The sequence below is a fragment of the Rhodoferax antarcticus ANT.BR genome (assembly GCF_001938565.1).
In the GTDB taxonomy this organism is placed as follows: Bacteria; Pseudomonadota; Gammaproteobacteria; order Burkholderiales; family Burkholderiaceae_C; genus Rhodoferax; species Rhodoferax antarcticus.
Genome location: NZ_MSYM01000019.1, coordinates 58,785 through 76,542 on the forward strand (window position 1 = coordinate 58,785; position 17,758 = coordinate 76,542).

Genomic DNA, 17,758 nt, shown 5'->3' on the forward strand with positions numbered 1-17,758 from the left:
ACAAAGGCCAGGGATCAAACCGGTTTAACCAGGTCTGCATTACGCAGACGAATGTGCAACTCACGCAATTGTTTTTCATCCACCAACGAGGGCGCTTGCGTCAGCAGGCACTGGGCGCGCTGGGTCTTCGGGAAGGCAATCACATCGCGAATCGACTCGGCGCCGGTCATCATGGTGACGATGCGGTCTAGGCCAAAGGCCAGACCACCGTGCGGCGGTGCGCCATACTGCAGTGCGTCAAGCAAGAAGCCGAACTTTTCTTGTGCTTCTTCGGGCGTGATTTTGAGCGCATCAAACACTTTTTTCTGCACATCGGCGCGGTGGATACGCACCGAGCCGCCACCCATTTCCCAACCGTTGAGGACCATGTCGTAGCCCTTGGAAATACATTTGCCTGGATCGGTCACCATCAAATCTTCGTGGCCGTCTTTGGGTGCGGTGAACGGGTGATGCACAGCCGTCCAGCGGTCTGATTCCTCGTCGTACTCGAACATCGGGAAGTCCACCACCCACAAGGGCGCCCAACGGTCCTCAAACAGGCCGCTCTTTTTGCCAAACTCACTATGACCCACCTTGTTCCGCAGTGCACCGATGGCGTCATTGACAATTTTCTCCTTGTCGGCGCCGAAAAACAGCAAATCACCATCTTGCGCGCCCGTTCGGGCGAGGATCGCTTGCAAAGCGGTGTCATGGATGTTTTTGACGATCGGACTTTGCATGCCATCGCGGCCCTTGGCCAGCTCATTGACCTTGATCCAGGCCAAGCCTTTGGCACCGTAGATTTTGACGAAATCGCCATAGTTGTCGATCTCGCCGCGGGTCAGCCCCTGGCCTTCTTTGGCACCACCCGGCACCCGCAGCGCCACAACGCGTCCACCCTTCATGTTGGCTGCGCCCGAAAACACCTTGAAGTCCACGTCTTTCATCACGTCAGTGAGTTCAGTGAACTCCAGCTTGACGCGCAGGTCGGGCTTATCGGAGCCAAAACGCATAGCGGCTTCCTGATAAGTCATCACCGGGAACGCGCCCAAGTCAATCCCCAGCGTGTTCTGGAACACCGTCTTGATCATGCCCTCGAACATGTCGCGGATGTCTTCCTCAGTCATGAAGGAAGTTTCGATATCGATCTGGGTGAATTCAGGCTGGCGATCAGCGCGCAGGTCTTCGTCGCGGAAGCACTTGGTGATCTGGTAGTAGCGGTCAAAGCCGGCCACCATCAGCAACTGCTTGAACAACTGTGGGCTTTGCGGCAGGGCAAAAAAGTGGCCGTCATGCACCCGGCTTGGCACAAGGTAATCACGCGCGCCTTCAGGCGTGCTCTTTGTAAGCATCGGGGTTTCTATATCGACAAAGCCATTGGCATCGAGAAACTTGCGCACTTCCATCGCCACGCGGTAACGCAACATCAGGTTGTTTTGCATGTAGGGGCGGCGCAGGTCCAGCACCCGGTGCGTCAGGCGCGTCGTCTCGCTCAGGCTTTCTTCGTCGATTTGGAACGGTGGGGTCACTGAGGGGTTCAACACGATCAATTCGTGGCACAACACCTCGATCTTGCCGCTTTTAAGGTTGTCGTTAACAGTGCCTGCAGGGCGCGCACGCACCAGGCCTTTGACCTGCACGCAGAACTCGTTACGCACCTCTTCGGCGACCTTGAACATGTCGGCACGATCCGGGTCACATACCACCTGAACATAACCTTCGCGGTCACGCACATCGACAAAAATCACGCCGCCATGATCCCGGCGACGGTTAACCCAGCCGCATAAAGTCACACTTTCACCCAGCAAAGCCTCGGTGACCAGACCACAATAATGAGAACGCATCGCCATAAACAACTTTCCAAAAATTATTTGGGTAAAACACCCGTCGGCGCGGCAGGTGCCACCGAGCCCATCGAGATCACATACGTCAATGCTTCATCCACGCTCATCTTGAGCTCAATCACATCCGTGCGTGGCAACATCAAAAAGAAACCACTGGTCGGATTCGGCGTGGTTGGCACATAGACGCTGACAAAGTCAGTGCCCAGGTGATCAGCGACTTCGCCGTTGGGACTGCCGGTCTGAAAAGCGATGGTCCAGGCACCGGCACGGGGATACTGCACCAGCAGGGCTTTACGAAAAGCATTGCCATTACTGGAAAACAGCGTGTCAGAAACTTTCTTGACCGCGTTGTAAATCGACTTGAAAACCGGAATACGTGTCAACAAACGATCGACCTGCACCAGCCACCAGCGCCCTGCCACATTCGACACCAAGGCGCCCGACACCAGCAAGCCACTGAAGACCAGCACCACACCCAGGCCAGGAATGTGTTTGAACCGCTCCCAAAAACTTGCCATCGATTCGGGGGAGACGGCCTGCACGGCTATCAAAAGCGCTAAAAAAATGCCATCCAGCAAGCCCATCAGCCATAGCAGCACCCAAATGGTGATCGCCAGAGGCAGCCAGACCAGCAGTCCGGTGAGCAGGTATTTTTTTATCGGCACGGCTTCTTTCTTTTTGTAAGCAGCGCTTAGCTGTGGCAGGCGCAACCGCCACCACAACCGGCCGCAGCAGGCGCTGCAGCCGTACTTGCCGCCGCCCCCGCAGCGGCTGGCTTGGCTGGCGCGACCTCCGTCGCGCCACCACCCTCAGACGCCACCGGCGCAGGTGCCGCTGGACCACCACTGCCGCCCTTGAAATCAGTGGCGTACCAGCCCGAACCCTTGAGTTGGAAACCGGCGGCAGTTAACTGCTTGGTAAAGGTGGACTTTCCACAGCTGGGGCACTCGGACAGCAGCGCATCAGACATTTTTTGCAACACGTCCTTGGCAAACCCGCAGGAGTCGCACTTATAAGCATAAATTGGCATGTTGTTCAGACCTTGGAGAAAGAATCGCAAAGCCTACGATTATAAAGTGGCAGGCTAAAACAGCCGCAGTCGCATCATGATCTGCAACACCACCAGACCGAGCACGAAACCCACCCCGCCGTAGACGATCGTTGACAGCAAACGGTTGGTTTTTTTCTGTTCCAACAAAAGAGCCAGCACCTCGTCGTTGCGACCGCGCCGATGGGTTTGCAGGAATTCCACCATCAGCCGGGGTATTTCTGGCAGCAGCTTGGCGTAGCGCGGGCCTTCATTGCGTAACTGCTGAAATAATTTCTTCGGACCCACCTGATCCAGCATCCATTTTTCAAGGAATGGCTTGGCGGTGTTCCAGAGATCCAGGTCCGGATCCAGCTGACGCCCCAAACCTTCGATGTTGAGCAGGGTCTTTTGCAACAATACCAGTTGCGGCTGAATCTCGACCTGGAAACGCCGCGAGGTCTGAAACAAGCGCATCAGCAAAAACCCAAGTGAGATTTCCTTCAGAGGACGGTCAAAATAAGGCTCGCACACCGAGCGGATGGCGGATTCAAGCTCGTCCACGCGCGTTGTCTGGGGCACCCAACCCGATTCAATGTGCAACTCGGCCACGCGCTTGTAGTCACGCCTGAAAAACGCGGTGAAATTTTGCGCCAGATACTCTTTGTCGACTTCGGTTAGGGTACCAACAATGCCAAAATCCAACGAGATATAGCGTCCAAAGGTGGCAGGGTCCAGGCTCACCTGAATATTGCCCGGATGCATATCTGCATGGAAAAAACCGTCGCGAAAGACCTGTGTGAAGAAGATGGTGACGCCATCGCGCGCCAGCTTTGGGATGTCTACACCAGCGGCGCGCAGGCGCTCTACCTGGTTGATGGGCACACCACGCATGCGCTCCATCACCATCACGGTGGGCATGCAGTAATCCCAGAACATTTCCGGGATCAGCACCAGATCAAGGTCAGCCATGTTGCGGCGCAACTGTGCTGCGCTGGATGCCTCACGCACCAGATCCAGCTCGTCATGCAGGTATTTGTCAAACTCGGCCACCACCTCGCGGGGTTTCAACCGCTTGCCGTCATCGGACAGCCTGTCCACCCAATTCGCCATCATGCGCATCAAGTCAAGATCTTTGTCGATCACTGACAACATGTCTGGCCGTAAGACTTTCACCGCCACATCGCGAAGCCGACCATCACGGTCCTTGATCACTGCAAAATGCACCTGGGCAATCGAGGCACTGGCAACCGGCTGGTGCTCGAAAGACACAAAAATATCTTCCAGCTTGCGCTTGAAAGCTTTTTCGATGATCGCAACCGCCACTTCGCTGGGAAAAGGGGGCACCCGGTCTTGTAGCAGCGCCAGCTCATCGGAGATGTCCACCGGGAGCAAATCTCGCCGCGTGGACATGACCTGGCCAAACTTGACAAAAATCGGGCCCAGGCTCTCCAAAGCCAGACGAATCCTCTGACCGCGCGGGGCGCTTAGGTCTCGTCCCCAGGATATGGTGCGAGCCGTTCGCTTAAGCCAGGGGGCTTGCTGGCTGGACAGCACCAGTTCATCAAGTCCATAGCGGAACAACACCCAAAGGATGAAGACACTGCGAAAAAGACGCCTCATCTGGAGGCTTGGCCGGGAACGAAAGTGGATGCCTTGCTGACAAACTGGCGCAGGCCCATGACCATGTTCATGGTCCACTGACACATCACTCGGGCAGGGACGTCGCCCACAATCCGCGCCAGATCTTCCTCGACATCCCAGCGGACATGCTCGATCAGCCAGTTGACTTCAGCGGCCAGCTGCACATCGCCCTCAATGCGCACAGTAGGCCGTTCACCCCGCAAAGCGGTCTGAGCAAGAGCCAAGACAGCCTCGTCGGCAGCTACTGTCAGCACCAGATCGGCCTGCGCGTCTGGGGCTGCCAGATCCAGCAGGCCAGCGGGCGTGGCCTGCAGCTTGAAGGAGAAAGAGCGCCACTGCACAAGCATCACCCGGCCATTTTGGCGGGCCAGACGGGCTGTGGCTTCGGTTTCCTGCATCAGCACATGGTTGAGCAGCAAAACAATGCGGTGCTGCGCCTCAGACACCGCCCATTCAGGCGGCGTGAGTTTGGGCAGAGGAAGTTGCTGGAGGAGACCCTCCAGAAATGAAAAAGGGGACTGTGTTGCCATAGTCCCCGATTATTCCTGAATTTTGTGACGGAACCTTATTGCAGGGCCTGAACCCCTGCTACCAGCCAGCCACTTTGGCCGTTCTTCGCCTTGGTCATGTTCCACACTTCCCGGAAAGGTGCCGGACCCGAAGATGGCTCTTCGCGGATCATCCCGGAAAACTCGACACTGGCCATGTAATCGGAGCCCAAATCTTCAATGCCCAGCAGGTGCGCTTCAATCATCACCACCTCGGTCAGGTTGACCGGACCACCGGTATGCACTTCACGCTCTGCCAACTGAGCCTGGATTTCTTTCAGCATGGTGTCGGTCATCATCACGCGCAGCGCCGCAATATCAGACTTGTCCCAGGCAGCCTGCAGCGAGACAAAATTCGCCTTGGCAGACTTCAGAAAGCCCTCAGTGTCAAAGCCAGCCGGAACACCCCAGCTTTGCGAGCCCGACAGGCCTGAACCGATCATGGAACTCGAGGCTGGAGCCGCCCCCGACATGCCTGCGCTGTCAAACGCGGTAGCGCTGCGCTCCCAAGGACGGGCTGAAGCGTCGTTGCCCACATTTTCCGGCCGGTAGCTGGCAGGCATTGGGGTCTGTGCGGGGCCCGCGCCCTGAAACGCAAAGGGTGAAGCCGAGCGAGCACTGGCCTGCGCCTTGCGTGAGCGCATGAACCAACCCACGGCCATCATGATCGCCAGCGCCAACAGCGCAAACATCATGAACTGCGCCATCTCTTCACCAAAGCCCAGCGAACTTGCCAGCCAGGCCAAGCCCAAGCCAGCTGCCAGACCACCCAACATCGCACCCGCGCCCCATGGCTTCTTTGGCGCAGCTGCTGCTCCGGCCGCTGGATTCTTGGCAGCGCCCGGTGCAGGGGCTGCCGATGGCGGGGTCGCCTGGCGCTGCGTCACGTTGTTGGACTGCTGCCCAAACGACTTACCACCGCCAAAGCGTTTGGCATCAGCATGACCGGCGAAAAGCGCCATGCTCATAGTCAAAACCCACAGCCACCTTTTCATAGCATCTCCTGTATTTTTCAAAGTATTGATCGATGATTCAGGTCAACATTTGATCCCGACATGCAAGGCTACCAGACCACCGGTCAGGTTGTGGTAGTCCACATGGCCAAAGCCACTAGATTTCATCAGGGTTTTGAGCGCTTCTTGGCTGGGGTGCATCCGGATGGATTCGGCCAAATACTGGTAGCTGGACGCATCTCCTGCGACCCACTCGCCCAATTTGGGCAGGATGTTGAACGAATACCAGTCGTAGGCCTTTTCCAGCGGCTTGGCTACTTTGGAGAACTCCAGCACCAACAACTTGCCGCCGGGTTTGAGCACGCGGTTCATTTCAGTCAGCGCCACATCTTTATGGGTCATGTTGCGCAGCCCGAACGCCACACTCACTAGGTTGAAATGGTTGTCAGGGAAAGGCAGTTTTTCAGCATCACACACCAGTGTGGGCAGAAATACTCCCAGGTCCACCAGCCGGTCACGTCCGGTACTGAGCATGGCTTCGTTGATGTCGGTGTGCACCACACAGCCCGACTTGCCCACTTTTTTGGAAAAAGCCAGCGACAGGTCACCGGTGCCGCCGGCAATGTCCAGCACCTTGTCGCCTTCCTTGAGGTTGGCCACCATTACGGTGTAGGCCTTCCAGGCACGGTGCAAGCCCATCGACATCAGGTCGTTCATCAGGTCATATTTCGGTGCCACCGAGTCAAACACGCCCTTCACATGGCTGGCTTTTTCGGTTTCGTCGACGTCTTTGAATCCAAAATGGGTGGTACTCATGGCTTTGATGGTGTCGGGTGTAAAGGTTTCAGGGTGAAAAATACGCGCAAAGTGGATTATCCCCGCCTATGGTTTAGCACGTCGGCGTGTGGCCAAGCTGGGGTGCGATTCAAAGTGATGTTGACCTCAGACGCGTCTATTGGGTCGAAGCTGATATCACCGTGGTGGTTGAATCAGCCGGGCAATGCGCTTTGCTACGTGTCCCCCGCCCGCTGTGCGGTCTTCTCCTTTACCTACGCAAAGCGCATCACCCGACTGATTTAGCGAGCGTTTTGGTGCGCTGGCAGGGGGCGAGTCAAAAGTTGCCTGCATTGGCTATGGCGCGAATGGAGGTGAATTTTTGACAGCAGAAATTCTGACCCAGACGCAGCGAGGCACGGTGATTGGGTTATGCGACCGGGCTTCGGGGTGAAAGGCGCGCGCCAACAGTCGCTGGCATCTTGACCCTGCCGTTTCGCGTGTGTTTTCACCTAGAGGCCGTATGCGCATAACCCAGTCGCCGTGCCGGGTTGGGTGCGCCGTGCCGGGTTGGGTGCTGCGCCGGGGTTGACGGGAAATCTTGATCTCTTCAGGATGTCGCATCAGTTTGAATCGCACCCGTCAAGCTGGGTGGCCGCAGCTTCCAGCTTCCAGCTTCCAGCAGCCAGCACTCAGCGCGCTTCAATCAGCGCCTTCACCGCGGCGAGTTGCCTGCGCGAGACAAACAGCGGCTCGCTGACCCGGTCCAGCCGAACCGCCCAACCATCGCCCTCAGCCGCATCGTGATGCCGCTCCAGCGAGCGCACGGCTTGACGCGCCACCAGCGCATTGCGGTGGATGCGCAAGAAACGGCTGGCATAGCGGCTTTCCAGATCGCTCAGGGAGCCTTCCAACATATGGGTGTGGCTGGCGGTGCGCACGGTGATGTATTTCAGCTCGGCCTTCAGGTACAACACCTCAGAGAGCGGCAAGCGCTCGGTGCGGCCACGCTCCTGAATGAGCAGGGTTTCATCAGCCAAATCGGCCTCTAGCCCTTTATTCATATGCGTTAACCGCTCTACTTTTTGTAGTGATGCCTGCAGGCGCTCCAGGCGGACTGGTTTGGTCAGGTAGTCCAGCGCCTCCAACTCGAACGCCTGCAGTGCGTGCTCCATGTGGGCGGTCACAAACACCACCGCCGGTGGGCTGGGCAAGGCGCGCAGGGCCTGCGCCAGCGCCAACCCGTCGCCACCGGGCATGTGGATGTCGGCCAGCACCAGGTCCACTGCCTGGTGCGCCACGCATTGCATGGCTTGCGCCAGGTTGGCAGCCTCACCCACCACCAGCGCGCCGGGTGCGGTGCAATCGGCCAGCAGGCTTTTCAGCCGACTTCGCGCCAGGGCTTCATCGTCAACGATCAACACTCTCAAGGCCATGAGCACACCTGCGTTTGCCTCATACCGGCACCTCGATCCTGACCTGAAACACACCGTCTTTCAAACCATATTGAAAGCGCCCCAGCACGTCATGCAGCAGGCTTAACCGTTCGCGCACATTCTTTAAAGCCAGGCCGTGCCCGGCGGGAGCATGCGCTGGCGCTGGCCCCACCGTGTTGCTGACCTTGATCACCACGCTGGAGCCGCGCCGCTGTGTGCTGACCCGGATGCGGGCACCGCTGGCGCTGGGCTCGACCCCGTGTTTCACCGCGTTCTCGACCAAGGGTTGCAGCAGCAATGGCGGCAGGCGCGCACCGGCTGCAGCGTCGTCGAGCGACCATTCGACCTGGATGCGCTCGCCAAAACGCACCTGCTCGATGGCCAGGTAGCGCTGCGCCAGCGCAATTTCATCGGCCACGGTGACGCTTTGGTGCTGCTCGGCCAGTGCGTAGCGAAACAAATCGCTGAGGTCTTCCAGCAGCCGCTCGGCCTGGCGGGGTTCGGCGCGTACCAGAGCAATCGCGCTGTTCAAGGTGTTGAACAAAAAATGCGGCCGGATGCGCGCCTGCAATTCGGCCAGCCGGGCAGTGGTTGCGGCAGGCGTTTTGCCTTTGGCGCGCAGCACCAAAGCGGCCACCAGCAGCGCTGACAGCAGCGCCCCGCTGAAGGCACTGGCCCACCAGGGCGCCACGTCCAGCAGCCCCATGAACCACAAAACGCCGCAGCCATAGACCCCTGCCAGCGCACCCAGCAGCACCCCCGCCACCTGCTGAAACGCGGGTGTGAGGCGAGCGAGCACCTTTTTCAGGCTACAAGCGGCAATCAGCCACACCAAAGTCGCTGGCAAGGCAGCGCCGGTGACCAAGGAGAGGCGAGTCAGCCACTGCAACACATCGGCCGCGCCAAACATCGCCACCACGCCCACCACGCCCTCGACAAACAACACGGCGCGCAGCACCACGCCGACCCGGCAGGCATCAAATACCAGCGAGTCTGGCGCAGGGGGTAGCGGCTCGCCGCCCAGAGGCTGCGAGGTCGTTTCCTGGAAGACCGATAAAATTTGCGAATCTTTCATTGACCAAAGTGTTGCGGCGGCCCTGTTTGTACCGCCACCCATTATTGATGATTCCCGGTCAAAAGCCCTCCTCAAACGATCACTGCGCTGCACCCCCATGAGTCAAAACCAATTCGACAAAAAATCCCAGGCCTGGTCGGCCCTGTTCTCCGAACCCATGAGCGACCTGGTCAAGCGCTACACCTCCAGCGTGTTTTTTGACCAGCGCCTGTGGCAGGCTGACATTGCCGGCAGCCTGGCGCATGCCGACATGCTGGCCGCGCAAGGCATCATCCAGGCGCAAGATCTGGCGGCCATTGAGCAAGGCATGGCGCAAATCACCAACGAGATTGCGTCCGGTGTCTTTGAATGGAAGCTCGACCTGGAAGACGTGCACCTGAACATCGAAGCGCGCCTGACGCAGCTGGTGGGCGATGCTGGCAAACGCCTGCACACTGGCCGCTCGCGCAACGATCAGGTCGCCACCGACGTGCGGCTGTGGCTGCGCGGCGAGATGGATCTGATCACCGGCCTGCTAACCGACCTGCAAAAGTCTTTGCTGGAGGTGGCCGAGAAGCATGTTGAGGTGATCCTGCCCGGCTTCACCCATCTGCAGGTGGCGCAGCCCATCAGTTTTGGCCACCACATGCTGGCCTATGTGGAAATGTTCAGCCGCGACGCTGAGCGCATGCGCGAGGTGCGCCAGCGCGTCAACCGCCTGCCGCTGGGCGCTGCAGCTTTGGCGGGCACCAGCTACCCGCTGGACCGCGAGCGCGTGGCCAAGACCTTGGCCATGGTCAACGATGCAGGTGAACCCCAAGTCTGCCAAAACAGCCTCGACGCTGTCAGCGACCGAGACTTTGCTATTGAATTCACAGCAGCTGCCGCTTTGTGCATGGTGCATATCAGCCGTTTGAGTGAAGAACTGATCATCTGGATGAGTCAGAACTTCGGTTTCATCAAAATTGCCGACCGCTTCACCACCGGCAGTTCCATCATGCCGCAAAAGAAAAACCCCGACGTGCCCGAACTGGCTCGCGGCAAGACCGGCCGCGTGGTCGGCCACCTGATGGGCCTGATCACACTGATGAAAGGCCAACCCCTGGCCTACAACAAGGACAACCAGGAAGACAAAGAACCGCTGTTTGACACGGTCGACACCTTGAAAGACACGCTGCGCATCTTCAGCGAAATGATCGGTGGCCAGATCAATACCGACACCGGCCAGAAAGAAGGTGGTATCACGGTAAATGCCGAGGCCATGGAGCGCGCTGCCCTCAAAGGCTACGCCACCGCCACCGATCTGGCCGACTATCTGGTCAAGAAGGGTCTGCCGTTTCGCGATGCGCATGAAACCGTGGCCCACGCGGTGAAGGCGGCAATCTCGCACCAGGTCGACCTATCGGAACTGCCATTGGCGGTTTTGCAAGAGTTCAACCCGAACATCGAGAAGGACGTGTTTGACGTGTTGTCACTGCGCGGCTCGCTCAACGCCCGCGACATACTGGGTGGCACCGCACCCCGCCAGGTGCGCTTACAGATCGCGCAGCATGGGCAACGACTTGCCTAGCAACAAAAGGGCCAACGGTCATCGCCTTGACCGGTTCATGGCAGCTAGCACCCGGCCAGTGGCTGACGCTAACATGGGCGCCAATCTTGCCTATGCTTGCGACCTTATCTCCAACTCACTACATAACTGACCATCATGACCGAACCCAACCAAGCCCCTCCCCCACCGTACAACTGGGGCCTGCAGCGCTGGCGTCTGGCCACCATCGCCAGCCTGATCCTGCTGTCGGTCGCCGTTGCCAGCATCTTCAGCATGCAGGAGCAGTTCAAGGCGCAAATCGGCCACATGCAAACCAAGCTGAAATTGGTGTCGCAAATCAAATACGTAGCAGTGCTGATGGACGATAAAAACACGCCGGCACAACTGATCACCTATGACACGCAGGACGGCCAGCTGCAAATCCAGCGCCTCAACGATGTCGAGGAAGGTCGCGAGCAGAGCATGCAGCTGTGGGCGCTGGATGACCAGGGCCGACCCCTGTCACTTGGCGTGCTCACGCCGAAGCTGAAAACAGCGCAGCTGCCAGTGTCTGACAAAATTCTCTCGCAGGCCACCGGTCTGATCATCAGTGTTGAGGCCAAAGGCGGTGTCGAAGCCGGTCGTCAACCGCGCTTGCCCTACCTTTATACCGGCACATTGATCCAGAAAGCGATGTAAACCGCTTGGGCTAGGATAGGGTTCACTCCAAGGGCACCCTGTGAACCTCAAGAAAATCCTGGCATCTGGCGGCCTGCTCGCCTGCAGTTTTATCGGCCATGCGTTTCAGGTAGTCAGCTTCTCGCCCCAGGGTGAAGTGGCACGTATCAACCAGGTGGTGGTGAAGTTTGACACCGCTGCGGTCAACTTTGGCGACCCCAAAGCCAGCGCGCCGCTGGACCTGCGTTGCAGCGACGCCAAGGCTAATGAGGGCACGGGTCGCTGGCTCAGTGACCGGCAATGGGTTTTCGACTTCTCAGCAGATCTGCCACCGGGCGTGAGTTGCACCGCGCAGATCAAAAAAGAACTCAAATCGGCCTCTAACCAAGGTATTACAAGCGCTGGTAGCTACAAGTTCAATAGTGGTGGTCCGTTTGTACGCAGCATCCAGCCGGACCCTAGCACACGCATCGACGAGGAACAATTCTTCATCCTGCAGCTCAGCGGCCCAGCCAGTCTGGCCAGTCTTCAGGCAAATATGTGGTGCAGCGCCGATGGCATCGGTGAACGCATCAACGTGCGGCTCATTGACGGCAAAGACCGCGACGCGGTATTGGCCTCACAGGGGTTGGATGTGGAGGCGGCGAAAAATCCCTTGAGCTTTGTCACACTAGCCTGCAACCGGCGCCTGACACCGGACACCAAAGTGACGCTGGTATACGGCAAAGGCGTCGCCAGTCCGGGCGCAGCAGGCGTGGCCAAAGGCGTCGTCAATTCAGTCGAAACGCGCTTTGATTTCAAGGTGCGCGAGCCGTTTGCCGCCAGCCTGACCTGCGAGCGGGAAAACGCCCAGTCAGCCTGCCTGCCAATACGCCCACTGCGCCTGAACTTCAACGCGCCGGTAGAACGCAAACTGCTCGAAGGCATCCGTCTGACATCGGCCAAGGACAGCTTCAAACCCAGTTTTGACGAAGACAACGGCGATGCCGACAGCGTCGTGGACAGCGTGACCTTCAAGCCGGTGTTGCCGGAGCTGACCGCGTTCACCGTCGTGTTGCCTGCCAGCTTCAAGGACGCGTCTGGCCGCGCGCTGAGCAATGCCGACAGCTTTCCGATGAAGGTCGCCACCGGGTCCATGCCACCGCTGGCCAAATTTGCCGCCGCGCCTTTTGGCATCGTAGAGCGCTTCGCCGAGCCGGACGGCGTGGCCATGCTGCCGATCACGCTGCGCAATGTGCAAGCCGCGCTGGCGGTCAAGGGATTGAGCCCAGGCCAGCCGCCCAGCGGCAAGGTCAGCGACCTCAACCCGACTTCAGACGCTGACATCATTGCCTGGTTTAAACGCGTGCAGCATTACGACGGCTACAGCGTGTCACGCAAGCAAGCCATGCTTGATGTCAACGGGCCGCTACCGCAGCTACCGGACGAACCCAAAAACAGCGAGGTGCAAACCCGCATGCTGTCCTTGCTGCAAGGGCGCGCTGGCGTCAAAACGCTGGACTTGCCCAAGCCCGCCAGCAATGACCCGCGCCCGTTTGAGGTGGTCGGCATTCCACTGACGCCGGGCTTTCATGTGCTGGAAGTTGCGTCACCTCGGCTGGGCGCTTCGCTGCTGGACGCGCGTTATGGCAACAACCGCACGATGTACGTGCGCACCTCGGCACTGGTGACCAACTTGGGTGTTCACTTCAAGCTGGGTCGCGAAAACGCCCTGGCCTGGGTCACCACGCTGGACAAAGGCACGCCGGTAGCCAACGCGCGGGTCGCCGTGTCGGACTGTCACGGCCGTGAAGTCGCCAGTGCCACCAGCAATGCGCAAGGCATTGCCAACTTCACGGGCTTAAGCCCGCGCGCACCGGTGTGCCGTGGTGACGAGGGCTACAGCGACGCCTACTTTGTCAGCGCCCGCGCCCAGCAAGCCGGTGTGCTGGACATGGCTTTCACCTGGAGTGACTGGAACAAAGGCATTGAGCCGTGGCGCTTTAACCTGCCCACCAGCTCTGACGCGCAACCCAGTGAGCGCGCCCACACCGTGTTTGACCGCACCTTGTTTCGCGCCGGTGAAACCGTGTCGATGAAACACCTGTTGCGCAGCGAGACCTTGCAAGGTTTTGGCCTGGCCAGCAGCCAGCCTGACACCTTGGTGATCACCCATGTGGGCAGCGGCCAGCAGTACAGCCAAGCGCTTAACTGGCGCAAAACGGCCACCGGGGGCCAAAGCGCCGAGAGCACGTTTGCCATACCGCCAGCGGCCAAACTGGGCGTTTACCAAGTTGAATTAAGCGGCGGCGAGCAGCGCCAGCGCTTTTCCAGTGGCCAGTTCCGCGTCGAAGAATTTCGCCTGCCGGTGCTGCAGGGCCGCATCTCCCCCAGCGACAAAAAACCGCTGATCAAAGCCCAAGCCGTACCAGTGGATGTGCAGGTAAATTACGTCTCAGGCGGCGGTGCCAGCAAACTGCCGGTCCGTGTGTCGGCGCTGGTGCGCAGCAAAAGCCTGAGTTTCAGCGACTATGACGCCTTCAGCTTTTCCCCTGCGCAGGGCAACACCACCGCCGCCCGAGGCGAGGAAGAGGAAGCCACCAGCCAGGATGCCAGGGTGATTGCCGACAAACTGCCGCTGGTGCTAGACGCCAATGGCGCGGGCAAGCTCACCATTAGCCCGGTGCCCAGCAGCCTGCAGCCACAAGACCTGCTGCTGCAAGCCAGCTACGCCGATCCGAATGGCGAGGTGCAAACCCTGCGCAGCACCCAAACGCTGTGGCCGGCCAGCGTGGTGGCCGGCATCAAGACCGAGGGCTGGGTGTCCAGCAGCCAGAAGATTACATTCCAGGCGCTGGCACTCAGCCTGAGCGGCAAACCTCAGGCCAATGTGGCGCTGGAGGTCAAGGCCATCGCCCGCATCACCACCACCAGCCGCAAACGCATGGTCGGCGGCTTTTACACCTATGACAACCAGACCCGTCTGAAAGAACTCGGCAGCGTCTGCAGCGGCAAAAGCGACGCGCGTGGCCTGCTGCTGTGCGAAACCAGTCTGAGCGAAGCCGGTGAAGTGGAACTGGTGGTTACCGCACGTGACAGCGCTGGCAACAGCGCCCAGGCCGCCTCCAGCGTCTATGTCACCAAACAAGGCGAGCTGTGGTTTGGCGGCGCAAATACCGACCGCATCGACCTGCTGCCGGAAAAAAAGAGCTATGAGCCCGGTGAAACCGCCAAATTCCAGGTGCGCATGCCCTTTCGTTTTGCCACTGCCTTGGTCGCGGTAGAGCGTGAAGGCATCCTGCAGACCGAAGTGGTGCAACTCAACGGCCAGGACCCAACGATTGAACTCAAGATCAAGGAGGACTGGGGCCCTAACGTCTATGTGAGCGTGCTGGCGCTGCGCGGGCGGCTGCGCGAGGTGCCTTGGTACAGCTTCTTCACCTGGGGTTTCAAGGCCCCGCGCGAGTGGTGGACCAGCTTTTGGTACGAAGGCCGTGAGTACGTGGCCCCGACCTCACTGGTCGATTTGAGCAAACCCGCCTTCCGCCTTGGCGTGGCGGAGATCCGCGTCGGCACACAATCGCACCAGCTGGCTGTGAGCGTCAAGGCTGACAAGGAAAGCTATGCGGTGCGCAGCCAGGCCAAAGTCACTATCCAGGTCAAACTGCCCAACGGCCAGCCTGCGGCCCATGCCGAAGTGGCGCTGGCAGCGGTCGACCAAGCCCTGCTGGAACTGATGCCCAACACCAGCTGGAACCTGCTCGACGCGATGCTGCAGCGCCGCAGTTGGGGTGTAGAAACGTCTACCGCGCAGATGGAAATCATCGGTCGGCGCCACTATGGCCGCAAAGCCGTAGCCGCCGGTGGCGGTGGTGGGCACAGCGGCACACGTGAGCTACTCGACACCTTGCTGCTATGGAACCCTAGCGTCAAGCTCGATGCCAATGGCAGTGCCACGGTGGTGGTGCCGCTCAACGATGCGCTGACCACCTTCAAGATCGTCGCCGTGGCGGATGCGTCCACTGGGCTGTTTGGCACCGGCTCCACCAGCATCCGCGCCACGCAAGACCTGCAAATCATCAGCGGCCTGCCGCCGCTGGTGCGTGAAGACGACGTGTACCGCGCCCAGATCACGCTGCGCAACACCACCAAAACCGCCATGAAGGTGCTGGTGACACCCCGTGCAACGTTATTAAATTTAGAGCAACAAACCCTTGATATACCTGGGCTAGAGGCCCGTGAGGCTGTATGGACAGTGAAAGCCCCGGCGCAGTTGGCGCAAACGCGGTTTGAGGCTATCTTGTGGGAGATTGAAGCCAAAGACACGCTCAGCGGGGCGCGTGACGCACTCAAGAGCAGCCAGCGCATCATCCCCGCCGTACCGCTCAGCGTGCAGCAGGCCACACTGGTTCAAATCGACGGGCCGCTGAGCCTGCCAGTCAACCCGCCAGCCGACGCCATACCCGGCCGAGGCGGCCTCAAAATGTCGCTGCAACCCAAGCTGGCTGAGGGGTTACCGGGTGTGAAAGACTGGTTTGCCAACTACCCGTTTACTTGTCTGGAACAAACCGCCAGCAAGGCGATAGGGCTGCGTGACGGCAAGCTGTGGCAAACCCTCACCGCGCAGCTCCCCAGTTACTTGGACAGCGACGGTCTGGCCAGCTACTTCCCGCCACGTGATGGTGAAGCCGACCGCGGCAGCGACACCCTCACCGCCTACTTGCTGGCCGCCACGCATGTGGCCGCCAGCATCGACCCGGCTTTTGCCCTGAGCGACGCGCTGCGCGAGCCCATGGAGCGCGGCCTGATCGGTTTTGTAGAAGGCAAAATCCAGCGGAATTTCTGGAGCCCGCGAACCGGCAGAGGTGGGGACCTGGACGTGCGCAAACTCGCCGCCATCGAGGCGCTGTCGCGCTATGGCAAAGCCCAGGCGCGCATGCTTGGCAGCATCAGCATCACGCCGAACCAATGGCCCACCCACGCGGTGATCGACTGGCTGAACATCCTGAAACGCGTGCAAGACGTGCCCGACCGGGACAAGCGCCTGGCTGAAGCCAACCTAATTTTGCGCGCGCGCATCAGCTACCAAGGCACCAAAATGGTTTTCAGCACCGAGCGTGATGACTACTGGTGGTGGCTGATGCAAAACGCAGACGTCAACACCGCCCGCCTGATGCTGGCGGTGATGGACGACCCAGCCTGGCAAGACGACATGGGCCGTCTGGCCAACGGCTTCATCAACCGCCAGCAAAACGGCGCCTGGCACACCACCACCGCCAACCTGTGGGGCAGCCTGGCGCTGGAAAAATTCAGCGCCAGGTTTGAGGCTACGCCGGTGGCGGGCATAACCAAGGCGACGCTGCAGAGCGCGAAGAGCGCGAAGAGCGTGGAAAGCGCGGCGAGCGGCGTGGCCCCTGCAGCGGTGGACTGGCGCAAGGTGGAACGCCTCAAGCCCACCGACGCCTCCGGCGCCGCGCACCAGACCACCTGGTTTGGCGCGCCAGCAGCTGCAGGTGATTTGCGCAACAACAGCCTGTTTCTGCCCTGGGGCCCAAGCGCCGCCCAAGACACCTTGAACGTTACCCACCAAGGCACCGGCAAGCCATGGCTAACGCTGCAGTCGGTAGCCGCTGTGCAGCTCAAGAAGCCTTTCTTTGCCGGCTACCAGATCAAAAAAACCATCTCGCCGGTAGAGCAAGCCAACAAGGCCCTGCCCGCTGGCAGTTACACCCGTGGTGACGTGCTGCGCATCACGCTGGAAGTGACCGCCAGTGCGGACATGAGCTGGGCCGTGATCACCGACCCGGTGCCGGGCGGCGCGACCATTTTGGGCAGCGGCCTGGGGCGCGACAGCGAGATCGCCATGCAGGGCGAAAAGCGCGAGGGTGACGGCTGGGTCGCTTTCGAGGAGCGCAGCTTTGAGGCTTTCCGCAGCTACTACCAATTCATGCCCAAAGGCACGGTCAAGATGGCCTACACCCTACGCCTGAACAACGTTGGCGACTTTGCCCTGCCACCCTCGCGGGTGGAGGCAATGTACGCGCCGGAGATGTTTGGTGAGGTGCCTAACTTGCGGGTGAAGGTGGAGGCTCCCAAGTGACTGGCCATGTTGCATGGCGTTTCATTGCTTCTATATCAATAGCTGCTTGCGCATATCCTACCTGGGCTGCAACCACTTTTGATCAAGTAAAAACACCTACCAGCCGTCTGACACGCAGGTGCTGGACCGCCGTGGCGAGCTGCTGCAGCGGGTGCGAACAGACGCCATAGACAGCACCCACGCTGGGCAAGTCAAAATACCTGCTTCGACCTGA

Annotated in this window: 12 protein-coding genes; 3 read left to right on the top strand and 9 right to left on the bottom strand. The window is 59.6% G+C overall.

Going from position 1 to position 17,758, the window contains the following annotated elements; all coding sequences use genetic code 11:
- Positions 1-14 precede the first annotated feature (14 nt).
- The 9 genes from aspS to BLL52_RS18455 all read right to left on the bottom strand — a co-directional run bounded on the left by aspS (position 15) and on the right by BLL52_RS18455 (position 9,280).
- Entirely contained in the window at positions 15-1,829 is a 1,815-nt protein-coding gene (gene aspS, locus BLL52_RS18415; protein WP_075588106.1) for an aspartate--tRNA ligase, read from the bottom strand.
- Between the two features lie 17 nt (positions 1,830-1,846).
- Positions 1,847-2,482 (bottom strand): DUF502 domain-containing protein, encoded by a 636-nt coding sequence (locus tag BLL52_RS18420; protein ID WP_083634069.1) that lies wholly within the window; start codon positions 2,480-2,482, stop codon positions 1,847-1,849.
- 32 nt (positions 2,483-2,514) lie between these two features.
- The gene (locus tag BLL52_RS18425; RefSeq protein ID WP_075588107.1) at positions 2,515-2,853 is read right to left on the bottom strand and encodes an FmdB family zinc ribbon protein; all 339 of its coding nucleotides are present in this window, start codon (positions 2,851-2,853) and stop codon (positions 2,515-2,517) included.
- Between the two features lie 54 nt (positions 2,854-2,907).
- A complete protein-coding gene (ubiB, locus tag BLL52_RS18430) occupies positions 2,908-4,473 on the bottom strand; it encodes a ubiquinone biosynthesis regulatory protein kinase UbiB (protein ID WP_075588108.1) in 1,566 nt (521 codons plus the stop codon).
- Positions 4,470-5,024 (bottom strand): hypothetical protein, encoded by a 555-nt coding sequence (locus tag BLL52_RS18435; protein ID WP_075588109.1) that lies wholly within the window; start codon positions 5,022-5,024, stop codon positions 4,470-4,472. Before BLL52_RS18435 ends, ubiB begins: the two co-directional genes overlap by 4 nt.
- A gap of 35 nt (positions 5,025-5,059) precedes the next feature.
- Entirely contained in the window at positions 5,060-6,037 is a 978-nt protein-coding gene (locus BLL52_RS18440) for a Tim44 domain-containing protein (protein WP_075588110.1), read from the bottom strand.
- A 42-nt stretch (positions 6,038-6,079) separates the two neighbouring features.
- Positions 6,080-6,811 carry a bifunctional demethylmenaquinone methyltransferase/2-methoxy-6-polyprenyl-1,4-benzoquinol methylase UbiE gene (ubiE, locus tag BLL52_RS18445; RefSeq protein WP_075588111.1) on the bottom strand — a complete coding sequence of 244 codons (732 nt, stop codon included), beginning with the start codon at positions 6,809-6,811 and terminating at the stop codon, positions 6,080-6,082.
- A 650-nt stretch (positions 6,812-7,461) separates the two neighbouring features.
- Complete coding sequence (locus BLL52_RS18450; RefSeq protein ID WP_075588112.1) at positions 7,462-8,205, bottom strand: LytR/AlgR family response regulator transcription factor; 744 nt, start codon at positions 8,203-8,205, stop codon at positions 7,462-7,464.
- Between the two features lie 19 nt (positions 8,206-8,224).
- Positions 8,225-9,280 (bottom strand): sensor histidine kinase, encoded by a 1,056-nt coding sequence (locus BLL52_RS18455; RefSeq protein WP_075588113.1) that lies wholly within the window; start codon positions 9,278-9,280, stop codon positions 8,225-8,227.
- Positions 9,281-9,377: 97 nt separating this feature from the next.
- On the opposite strand from BLL52_RS18455, the gene argH reads away from it, so the two are divergent.
- From argH to BLL52_RS18470, 3 genes are all read left to right on the top strand, one after another.
- Positions 9,378-10,829 (top strand): argininosuccinate lyase, encoded by a 1,452-nt coding sequence (gene argH / locus BLL52_RS18460; RefSeq protein WP_075588114.1) that lies wholly within the window; start codon positions 9,378-9,380, stop codon positions 10,827-10,829.
- A gap of 135 nt (positions 10,830-10,964) precedes the next feature.
- Positions 10,965-11,486: an anti-sigma factor gene (locus BLL52_RS18465; protein WP_075588115.1), complete on the top strand. Its 522-nt coding sequence runs from the start codon at positions 10,965-10,967 to the stop codon at positions 11,484-11,486.
- Positions 11,487-11,526: 40 nt separating this feature from the next.
- Positions 11,527-17,544, top strand: coding sequence for an alpha-2-macroglobulin family protein (locus BLL52_RS18470; RefSeq protein ID WP_075588116.1), 6,018 nt, complete (start codon positions 11,527-11,529; stop codon positions 17,542-17,544).
- The last annotated feature ends 214 nt before the right edge of the window (positions 17,545-17,758 follow it).

What these genes read in the sequence shown, in the direction of transcription:
- BLL52_RS18435 (WP_075588109.1), bottom strand. Translation starts at nt 5,024, where the DNA reads ATGGCAACACAGTCCCCTTTTTCATTTCTGGAGGGTCTCCTCCAGCAA.
- BLL52_RS18455 (WP_075588113.1), bottom strand. Translation starts at nt 9,280, where the DNA reads ATGAAAGATTCGCAAATTTTATCGGTCTTCCAGGAAACGACCTCGCAG.
- ubiE (WP_075588111.1), bottom strand. Translation starts at nt 6,811, where the DNA reads ATGAGTACCACCCATTTTGGATTCAAAGACGTCGACGAAACCGAAAAA.
- argH (WP_075588114.1), top strand. Translation starts at nt 9,378, where the DNA reads ATGAGTCAAAACCAATTCGACAAAAAATCCCAGGCCTGGTCGGCCCTG.
- BLL52_RS18425 (WP_075588107.1), bottom strand. Translation starts at nt 2,853, where the DNA reads ATGCCAATTTATGCTTATAAGTGCGACTCCTGCGGGTTTGCCAAGGAC.
- aspS (WP_075588106.1), bottom strand. Translation starts at nt 1,829, where the DNA reads ATGGCGATGCGTTCTCATTATTGTGGTCTGGTCACCGAGGCTTTGCTG.
- BLL52_RS18465 (WP_075588115.1), top strand. Translation starts at nt 10,965, where the DNA reads ATGACCGAACCCAACCAAGCCCCTCCCCCACCGTACAACTGGGGCCTG.
- ubiB (WP_075588108.1), bottom strand. Translation starts at nt 4,473, where the DNA reads ATGAGGCGTCTTTTTCGCAGTGTCTTCATCCTTTGGGTGTTGTTCCGC.
- BLL52_RS18450 (WP_075588112.1), bottom strand. Translation starts at nt 8,205, where the DNA reads ATGGCCTTGAGAGTGTTGATCGTTGACGATGAAGCCCTGGCGCGAAGT.
- BLL52_RS18440 (WP_075588110.1), bottom strand. Translation starts at nt 6,037, where the DNA reads ATGAAAAGGTGGCTGTGGGTTTTGACTATGAGCATGGCGCTTTTCGCC.